The organism is Rhizobium sp. SEMIA 4085, from assembly GCF_013004495.1.
Taxonomy (GTDB): Bacteria; Pseudomonadota; Alphaproteobacteria; order Rhizobiales; family Rhizobiaceae; genus Rhizobium; species Rhizobium gallicum.
The window spans coordinates 1-8,408 of sequence record NZ_JABEPH010000272.1; the positions used below are offsets into that span (position 1 = coordinate 1).

An 8,408-nucleotide genomic window follows, 5' to 3' on the forward strand; every position below is an offset into this window, starting at 1 on the left:
CGCGGCAGTCCCGACGGCCAGGAGGGCCAGCGGCTGCGGCAAGGGCGCCAGTACGGTGAGTAATGTGGCGCACCTTCCCGGCTCTTTGGTTTGCGTCGAGCGCTCGAGCATTAGTGAGCGGATAGCGTCGGGATTAGCCTGAAGCGCCTGGCGAAACTCGTTCCATCCTGTCGGCGTACCGAACAGGTGACGCACCGCGGCGAGCAGAAGGTTTGGTTGCCGCTTCACGTCCGGGAGGGTCGACAGGAAGCCGAGTGTTTCCCGGTCCCCAGCAACCGCACGAGCCAACTCCTCGTATAGCGGCGACCGACCGTGAGCCTCCGTATCGGCGAAGCGAATATATCGGGCTGAGATTTCGGCCAAGCCCTCCTCGCCCATATCCGCTGATCTCCAATCCCGACGTCTCGTCACAGTACACGATCCAAGGATCAGATTGGAGCGAGGCGCGGCGCTTTTACACAAGTTCGACCCATTCCGGTCGTCAAGACGGCGGGTGTTACGCTTTTGCAGTGACCCAATGCCTCGTCACTTCCGGCTGCCCCTCGAAAGTGGCCTCGAAGGTTGGCGCGGCCAGTATGGCCTGCATGTGCAATGTCGCGCTTCCGGTATTACGAAAGCCATGCCAGATGCCGGCCGGCACGATGACTGATTGTCCCGTCGATACTGTTTCTCGTTCATCATCCAACCACAGCTCGGCTTGGCCTTCCAGAACGGAGCGTGAGGCCATGGCTGTCAACCGCAAGCTCCCTGAGCACATACTCGTCATCGAGATCTCGCACGTACTTTCTCATTGCCCGAAATGCATGGTCCGCTCGGGCTGTGGCAGCCGGAAGTGTGGCCTGATACCAGCAACGTTCCCTCGTTTGCGGAGATGTTGGTCGCCCACGGCAAACTCGCGGAGACGGTTGAGGATGCAAACGATCATCGACACGGGTAATCGCGACCGCCTCTATTAACTCGATGAACCACCGGTTGCCGGCTTCATGCGGACGCGGCGTGCTACTTTGCCAACAGAGGGGATCATGCAGATTATCGATCTTAACCTTCAGCCGACAGAAGAGTGGCGTCCCGGCGTGTTGACCAGAATGCGCGTTTCTGCGTTAACCGAGGCAGCCACGCTCTGCATATTCGAACAGTGGGTCGCACCAGGAAGTGGCACACGTACTCACACACCATGGTCAATTCAGAGGACTTGCGGTCCTCTTCCTTATCGCAATCAGCACCATTCATTGGCTTTCTCCCGAGATTGACGACCTACTTGCAGGACGCGCGAAGCCGTCGACTGGATGTCCAGTCTTCGAAGCGCTGCCGCCGACACTAGCCGTCGGCAGATCACGATGTTTCAGCCCGCTCAGGCGGTCCTGGTCTTCATCTGGCTCAAAGCGGCTAAAAGCGCCTCCGCTGCCTCACTCGATGACGCGGGGTTCTGACCGGTGATGAGTTGGCCATCAACGACCGTGTGCACACCCCAGTCCTTGACCTTGGAGAAGACCGCGCCGAGGCTGATGAGTTCGTCCTCCACCAGGAACGGCACGACCTTCGTGAGACCTACGGCCTCTTCCTCGCTATTGGTGAAGCCGGTGACGTAGCGACCTTGAACGAACGGCGTGCCGTCGGGATTGGTCACCTGACGCAGGACGCCCGGGGCATGGCAGACGAGAGCGATCGGCTTGCCGGCCGCGGTGAAGGATTCGATCAGCTTGATCGAATTCGGATCTTCGGCCAGATCCCACAGCGGGCCGTGGCCGCCGGGGTAGAAGAGCGTATCGAAGTCCTTCTGGTCGACGCTGTCCAGGCGCACAGTTCCCGCGAGCTGCGCCTTGGCAACCTCGTCATTCATGAAGCGCCGCGTAAGGTCCGTCTGGAACATCGGCTCGTCGCTCTTCGGGTCGAGTGGCGGCTGGCCGCCCTTCGGCGAGGCGAGGGTGATCTCGGCGCCGGCGTCCTTGAAGAAGTAGTACGGCGCTGCCAGCTCTTCGAGCCAGAAGCCGGTCTTCGTGCCGGTGTTACCGAGAGTGTCGTGGGAGGTGAGTACCATGAGGACTTTCATCGTTCGGATCCCTTCGTCAGATGATACGCCGTGAGGGCGTCGTAGCCGGTTGATTTGGAGCTCGATCAGCCGCATCGGCCTTTCGATGAGCTGATAATGGCACCTGCCCACATATATCAGAAATTTACTTCTTTGATTTTAGATATTCATATGAGATTACATCTCGATGAGATACGACCTGAACCTGCTCCCGGTTTTCCTCGCACTGATGGAGGAGCGGAGCGTCACACGGGCGGCAGCGCGACTAGGCATCACCCAGCCGGCGCTTTCCAACTCGTTGAACCGCCTGCGCGATACCCTGCGGGATCCGCTGTTCATCCGTGAACGGTACGGCATAAAGCCGACGCAACTGGCCGAGGAGATCGCTCCAACGATCGAAGCAGCGCTGGCCCAACTGGACGATCTCGTTTTGAACCAGCAGGAGTTCCAGCCAGCAAACGCCGAACGACTGTTCACGCTTGCCCCGAACAGCTACGTGGAGCTTGTGTTGATGCCGGGCCTCGTTGCGAGGACGCGTGAGCTGGCGCCAGGTATCAAGCTCCGCATGACAGCATTCGGCAACGATCTCGCCGAGACCGGCGTCATTTCCGGTACCACGGCCATGGTGCTTGGCCGCATCGTCGATCCGCCGGACAATCTTGTCGTCCAGCATCTTATGGACGATGGGCTCGCCTGCGTGGTGCGCAAGGACCATCCCGACGTTCGAGACCGTATTTCCCGAGAACAGTACGAACGGCTCAAGCATGTGAACGTGCTCCCGCCGGGCCGGCTGCGCGCGGGCCTCTTCCAGGCATTGGGGCAACAAAACCTCAAGCGAGAAGTCGCCGTTTCTGTCACGCACTTCCTTGCCGTGCCCGAGATGCTTGTCGTCACGGACTACTGCGCAACGCTGCCGAGCCTTATCTGTCGCAGCCTCGAGCGGGATTCGCGCCTGAAGGTACTACCGGCGCCCGTCGACCTCGGCACTTTTCCAGTGCAGATGGCTTGGCACGTTCGCTACCGCCACGACCCTGCCCACAGGTGGTTGCGTTCAATGATCGGCGAACTGGCAAAAGAAGTGACTTCGGAAGAGACCTAAGATGGCTTTCTCGTATGCGTGTTGATCTCTGACTCAACCGCGGGCGCCCTCCCGCGCAGCGAGTTCGTTCTACGGCCCCAAAGCAGACCTTCGCAGCATGAGCACGACTGCTATAAAAAATTACGCGAAATCAACGAATTGCTCCGGACCCGCCTACTCCGCAGACTGAGAATACCCCGGCGCTGTGGAGTTTCATGTGAGGGCGCTGATGGCTGGATGGGTTTGCCGATCGTAAAGCGCCAACTCCTCGGCGGTTGGCGGCTCGAACAGCTTCGACCACCTAAGCAGGTCCGCCCGCGAGATGTCGAACGTGCCGACTGGAAGCTCGGCGTTTCGCCGGGAGACCCGGTTCCAAAGCTCATCAAAGGGAACGTCGAGGAAGCAGAGGACGACGTGGGCACCAGCTGCGCGAGCTTCCTCCCGGCAGGTGTCGCGTTCTGCCCGTGACCACACTCCCCAATCCACGACAACGTTACACTGAAGCCTGATGGCACGTAGAGCGATCTGCCATTGTAGGCTCTCGACTTTACCTCGGCACGGACCAGTTTCGGCTTCTGGAGTAGAGATGCCGGGGTAAAGCTTGTGCATCCAGTCGTCTCCGGTCAGACGGAGGGCAGATGCTTCATGTTCGATTATCTTGGCGAGCGACGTCTTCCCCGAACCGGGAAGACCGCAAGTGAGGTAAAGCGTGGGCATTGGAAAATTTCTGATTCTGGCTTGGCAAGTGGAAATGGCCCCGCGGTGCCGTGCAGGACTGCGCTTCGCTCAATGCCGCAAGGCGCGGCCAATCAGAGGTGTGTTGCCATAGTTTATCTTGTAGGATCGCTCTGTTCAGGGGTCAAGACGGAGCGCATGGGCGAGCTGACAGGTGAATCGTCTAACCCACTGGCTGCTTTGGCTGACTGTCAGCATCCCCATCCCATCTCAGCCGTTCGCGTTTATGGGTTCACGGCCCAATTGCCTCCCCGTCAGGTTCAGGACAACGGGCCAGCCATTCCGCAGGGTCTTGGTCTGCTGATTCTATCAGCGAACACCGGTATTCGGCCTCGCGCAGCTTGCGAGCGGCGACTGGCTGTCGATTATTCGTACCGGCACCGCCCAATACGCGCGAAAGCGCAGGACGGCAACCGGAGAAGGCGAACATGTATTGCTTCAGGTCAGCGTCGTGCAGCGAAAAGCCGAACGTGTTCTGCAGCCCATGCATCTGGAACAGCGCATTCAGCCGGCGATTCTCCTGATTGGCGGCACCGCCGGCGAATGGGCTGGCATCGCAGAAAACCGGCATGATCGTTCGCTTCAACGCCTACCAGCCGGCTGCGATAGAACAGATCGACCTCGTCGTAGAGATTGGTAGGGTTATGCGGCCAATTGCTGATGATGCGATTTTCGAGAAAAGTCGTGCTGTCGGCGCGCGGAAAGGCTACGAGGAGGTAATGGTCGAAGCCTGCGGCTTTCGTCATGTCCTCCAGCCGGCGCTTCAGGTCGGCTTTCAGCTCGCCGGTGCGAACGGCGGTGGAGAGCGGAAAAGCGTTATCCTATGCGCAGTTTCGGGCTGCGCGCTCACGTCTTGTCATCGACTTATCCTCAGCCGCGGGCCATCGGTTCGGGTCTCGCAAGAGAAAGCGCTACGGCGCCGGACAACAGCAAGACTGCAACGATGCCCCGCGTCGTAGGGGCGTGAGGCATGCCGAGGCAGTCTTTGACTGATGCTGCGAGAAGAACGGAGACGAGGTCTAGCGCTCATTCATGATGTTGCAGCGCTTATAAGGCCGCTCCCAAAATATCTGTAATTTCTATTCGGCATGGGAGCCATGCATCCGGTACAAATTGACACTACGGCAGGCAGCCCGCCGCGGCGGGCGGTCAGGCAGCTAAAGTTGTTATCAAAGTCTTACTGTGCGCTTAGGCAATTTTTAAATGTGACAAGCTAGAGTGCCCGCGTGGTCTTGAGTTGTGTAGAGAGTCCAATGACCGAAATGATACGTCCCCGAGTAAAATATGTCATCGGCCCCGATGGCAGCCCGCTGACGATTGCGGATCTTCCGCCGCCGAATACCCGGCGCTGGGTTATCCGTCGCAAGGCTGAGGTTGTCGCCGCAGTGCGCGGTGGCCTGTTGAGCTTGGAAGAAGCCTGCGAGCGTTACACGCTCACCGTCGAAGAATTCCTGTCCTGGCAGTCGTCGATCAACAGTCACGGCCTTGCCGGCCTGCGCACGACGCGTATCCAGCAATACCGTCACTGAACCATCTGCCTCAGGCAAAGACATTTATTTCGGGCCGGACGCATTTCCCTGAAGGGAGTGAAGAAGGCCCGAAATTATTGTTGACGCTGCGTAGCACCACAGTCCCGGTTGAGTAAAAGCATCCGCCAGGCCCGTGGTCTTCGCCGCCGCAACCACGATCGCCACCAGTAATACGTCCATCATCGACCACTTGGACAGATATGGTACGGCGTGACGATAAAACCAGCTGCCGGTCCCGCCGCCGGCAGCTGTCGCCTCGGCGGCAATGCCGATGATCTTCAGGATCGGCAATACGATTGACACGATCCCGACGATCAGCGCGAGCGGGATATCCCCTCCGCTCCAGAGCGAAGCGACGATCTCCACCAGCGACGGCGTTTCGTCGAAAAAGTAGAGCTTCTCGAATCGGATCAGAGGCAGCACCAGCCCAAGCGCCAGGAAAAATGGTGCTGCAGCAAGCAGTACCGGCCGGATTCCCACCAGTCTTCTCATCGAATATCCCTTGGTTGAACACTGTGTCGTCACCTGCACCGGCTTGGCATGGCATGGCCGCCATGTCACGGTCTGCGTGAACAACATCGGTTTTCGGAGAAAATACAATGGACATTTGGAACGAAGACAATGCCTCGGGCGGGCGATATGTGGCCAAGGTCGACGGCCACGAAGCCGAAATGAGCTATTCCCGAACGTCGCTGAAGCTCGTCATCATCGATCACACCGGCGTGCCGGATGCCCTGCGCGGCAAAGGCGTCGGCCAGGCGCTTGCGCTTCACGCAGTCGAAGAGGCGAGAAAGGGCGGCTGGAAGATCTTTGCGCTCTGCCCGTTCTTCAAGGCGCAATCACAACGCCACGAGGAATGGCGCGACGTGGTGAATTAACAACACCAAAAGCCATGTATGACGGACTACGGCCCGTCATACATGGCTTCTTCAGGCGATCCCCAGGACGCCGCAGCCGGCGTCCGCTGCCACTCGGTCAGGCGCGGGCCCGAATGACGCTATCTCGCTCTTCGAGCGCGGTAGCGCGGGCATATTCCGCCTGCATCTCCTCGAGCGCCTGCTCCAGTGACTCTTCCTGCATCTTCAATTCCTTGATGGAAACCTGAAGATTGTCGGCGCGCTGGCGTGCCGCCTTTGCGAAGGTCGGGTAGGCGAAGTGATTCGGGTCGGAAATGCCGGACTTCTTCTCTTCGATGACGATCTGACTTTCCAGATCCTTCGTCATTCGTTCGAATTCCGACATCATCATCTGCAATTGCTGCAGCTGACGTCGTTTTTCGTTCACCTGAAACTCCTTCAGGCGAACTAGGCTCTCACGCGACTTCATACGCATTACTCCAGTGATGCGAGATCCCGGCTCTACTAAAATTGCCCTTGCGCACCGGTTTGAAACGGCCTGCAAAAAAAATTTCCATCGGTATTAACAAAAACCTACCGCTGGTAACCTTTCGTTTACGGGCATCGTTAATGATAGTGCCGATGATTTAAGGGTCGGTAAACATCACTACGCGATTTCCGGATCCTGTTCATTGGTGAGTCGAATGAATCGCTTACCAGCCATTCTTAATGTAAGAGTTAAGGAATTGGCGTTGCGGATTCTCATTGGAAAACAGAGAAATGGACAAATTGCTTAATAAATTCGTTACCTCTTGCCAGAGTGAATCAGAATTTGTTAACCATTTCGTGGCAGCTTCCAAATCACGCAGTGAAGTATTCGGTATCGCGTAGGGGGCCAGACCACCTTTCGGCGGCGGTAAAGGGGATAATAATGCGGGTACTACTTATCGAAGACGACAGCGCGACAGCGCAGAGCATCGAACTGATGCTGAAATCCGAAAGCTTCAACGTCTACACCACCGATCTTGGTGAAGAAGGCGTCGATCTCGGCAAACTGTATGATTACGACATCATCCTTCTCGATCTGAACCTTCCAGACATGTCCGGATATGAAGTGCTGCGCACTCTCCGCCTGTCCAAGGTCAAGACACCAATCCTCATTCTCTCCGGTATGGCAGGGATTGAAGACAAGGTCCGCGGCCTTGGCTTCGGCGCCGACGACTACATGACCAAGCCGTTCCACAAGGACGAGTTGGTCGCTCGCATCCACGCGATCGTCCGCCGTTCCAAGGGCCACGCCCAGTCGGTCATCATGACCGGCGAGTTGATCGTGAACCTCGACGCCAAAACAGTTGAAGTCGGCGGCCAGCGTGTTCACCTGACGGGCAAGGAATACCAGATGCTGGAGCTGCTTTCGCTCCGCAAGGGCACGACCCTGACCAAGGAAATGTTCCTCAACCACCTTTACGGCGGTATGGACGAGCCCGAACTGAAGATCATCGACGTCTTCATCTGCAAGCTGCGCAAGAAGCTCGCAAATGCTGCCGGCGGCGCAAACTACATCGAAACCGTCTGGGGCCGCGGCTACGTTCTGCGCGAGCCGGATGGCGCCGAGTACGCCGAAACTGCCTGAGACACCGAATTTCCCCTTTCGATATGAGATATCCCGCTTTTCCGGCGGGATTTTTCGTTTCGATTGCATGGTCTCAAAAAAACAAAGCCGCCCGGAGGCGGCTCAGGCCTTGAAGAATATAGGAAATCAGGCGGCGATGGCGCGGTTGCCGAAGACGGCCGTCAGGATCTTGCGGTCGAAGGGCTTCAGCAGGAAGTCGGTGGCCCCTGCCCGCTTGCCCATCATCAGCTTCTTGAGATCGGCCTCGATCACACAGTAGTAGATCTTGACGTCCTTGCCGCCTTCCATCGCCCGGATGGCGGAAATCAGTTCGAGCGCGCCGTCCATGCCGGAATCGACGATGATATATTCCGGAAGCTCGGCCTGGCAGCGCGAAAGCGCTTCGCTTGCATTGGACGCCTCACTGACAAGGAAATCGAGTTCGGAAAGGATACGCTTTCCGACTTTGCGGACGACATCCGAACTATCAGTGATCATGAACCGCTGCATGCCTGCTCCTTCGCTCCACTTTTACCCCAGTGGAACTCCCTCAGTCCTTGAGAATAGGTCCATTAGGCTAAGGAAGTGT

The 8,408-nt window shown here is 57.8% G+C and carries 12 protein-coding genes; 4 read left to right on the top strand and 8 right to left on the bottom strand.

The window, feature by feature from the left end; genetic code table 11:
- The 3 genes from C9413_RS22880 to C9413_RS22890 all read right to left on the bottom strand — a co-directional run.
- Nucleotides 1-378, bottom strand: a 378-nt coding sequence (locus C9413_RS22880) for a DUF2332 family protein (RefSeq protein ID WP_170250946.1), incomplete at its 3' end; no start/stop codon positions are given.
- 118 nt (nucleotides 379-496) lie between these two features.
- Nucleotides 497-727, bottom strand: a complete 231-nt coding sequence (locus C9413_RS22885) for a cupin domain-containing protein (RefSeq protein ID WP_223844020.1) — start codon at nucleotides 725-727, stop codon at nucleotides 497-499.
- 624 nt (nucleotides 728-1,351) lie between these two features.
- On the bottom strand, nucleotides 1,352-2,050 hold the full coding sequence (locus C9413_RS22890; RefSeq protein ID WP_039846896.1) for a type 1 glutamine amidotransferase domain-containing protein: 699 nt from the start codon (nucleotides 2,048-2,050) through the stop codon (nucleotides 1,352-1,354).
- Nucleotides 2,051-2,216: 166 nt separating this feature from the next.
- Here C9413_RS22890 and C9413_RS22895 point away from each other — a divergent pair, with 166 nt between their 5' ends.
- Nucleotides 2,217-3,128 (top strand): LysR substrate-binding domain-containing protein, encoded by a 912-nt coding sequence (locus C9413_RS22895; RefSeq protein WP_039845700.1) that lies wholly within the window; start codon nucleotides 2,217-2,219, stop codon nucleotides 3,126-3,128.
- Nucleotides 3,129-3,320: 192 nt separating this feature from the next.
- On the opposite strand, the gene C9413_RS22900 is transcribed toward C9413_RS22895, so the two are convergent.
- Nucleotides 3,321-3,839 carry an AAA family ATPase gene (locus C9413_RS22900; protein WP_267285097.1) on the bottom strand — a complete coding sequence of 173 codons (519 nt, stop codon included), beginning with the start codon at nucleotides 3,837-3,839 and terminating at the stop codon, nucleotides 3,321-3,323.
- A 235-nt stretch (nucleotides 3,840-4,074) separates the two neighbouring features.
- A complete protein-coding gene (locus C9413_RS34575) occupies nucleotides 4,075-4,413 on the bottom strand; it encodes a hypothetical protein (RefSeq protein ID WP_052451569.1) in 339 nt (112 codons plus the stop codon).
- A 682-nt stretch (nucleotides 4,414-5,095) separates the two neighbouring features.
- Between C9413_RS34575 and C9413_RS22910 the strand changes: the two genes are divergently transcribed.
- Nucleotides 5,096-5,371, top strand: coding sequence for a DUF1153 domain-containing protein (locus tag C9413_RS22910; protein ID WP_007533628.1), 276 nt, complete (start codon nucleotides 5,096-5,098; stop codon nucleotides 5,369-5,371).
- Nucleotides 5,372-5,395: 24 nt separating this feature from the next.
- Here C9413_RS22910 and C9413_RS22915 read toward each other — a convergent pair whose 3' ends face one another.
- On the bottom strand, nucleotides 5,396-5,863 hold the full coding sequence (locus tag C9413_RS22915; protein ID WP_039846897.1) for a paraquat-inducible protein A: 468 nt from the start codon (nucleotides 5,861-5,863) through the stop codon (nucleotides 5,396-5,398).
- Between the two features lie 107 nt (nucleotides 5,864-5,970).
- On the opposite strand from C9413_RS22915, the gene C9413_RS22920 reads away from it, so the two are divergent.
- Nucleotides 5,971-6,249, top strand: coding sequence for a GNAT family N-acetyltransferase (locus C9413_RS22920; protein WP_039845702.1), 279 nt, complete (start codon nucleotides 5,971-5,973; stop codon nucleotides 6,247-6,249).
- 97 nt (nucleotides 6,250-6,346) lie between these two features.
- On the opposite strand, the gene C9413_RS22925 is transcribed toward C9413_RS22920, so the two are convergent.
- A complete protein-coding gene (locus tag C9413_RS22925) occupies nucleotides 6,347-6,697 on the bottom strand; it encodes a hypothetical protein (protein WP_039845703.1) in 351 nt (116 codons plus the stop codon).
- A gap of 441 nt (nucleotides 6,698-7,138) precedes the next feature.
- Here C9413_RS22925 and ctrA point away from each other — a divergent pair, with 441 nt between their 5' ends.
- Nucleotides 7,139-7,840, top strand: a complete 702-nt coding sequence (gene ctrA / locus C9413_RS22930; RefSeq protein WP_003542362.1) for a cell cycle two-component system response regulator CtrA — start codon at nucleotides 7,139-7,141, stop codon at nucleotides 7,838-7,840.
- A 126-nt stretch (nucleotides 7,841-7,966) separates the two neighbouring features.
- On the opposite strand, the gene C9413_RS22935 is transcribed toward ctrA, so the two are convergent.
- A complete protein-coding gene (locus C9413_RS22935; RefSeq protein ID WP_039845704.1) occupies nucleotides 7,967-8,329 on the bottom strand; it encodes a response regulator in 363 nt (120 codons plus the stop codon).
- Between the last annotated feature and the right edge of the window lie 79 nt (nucleotides 8,330-8,408).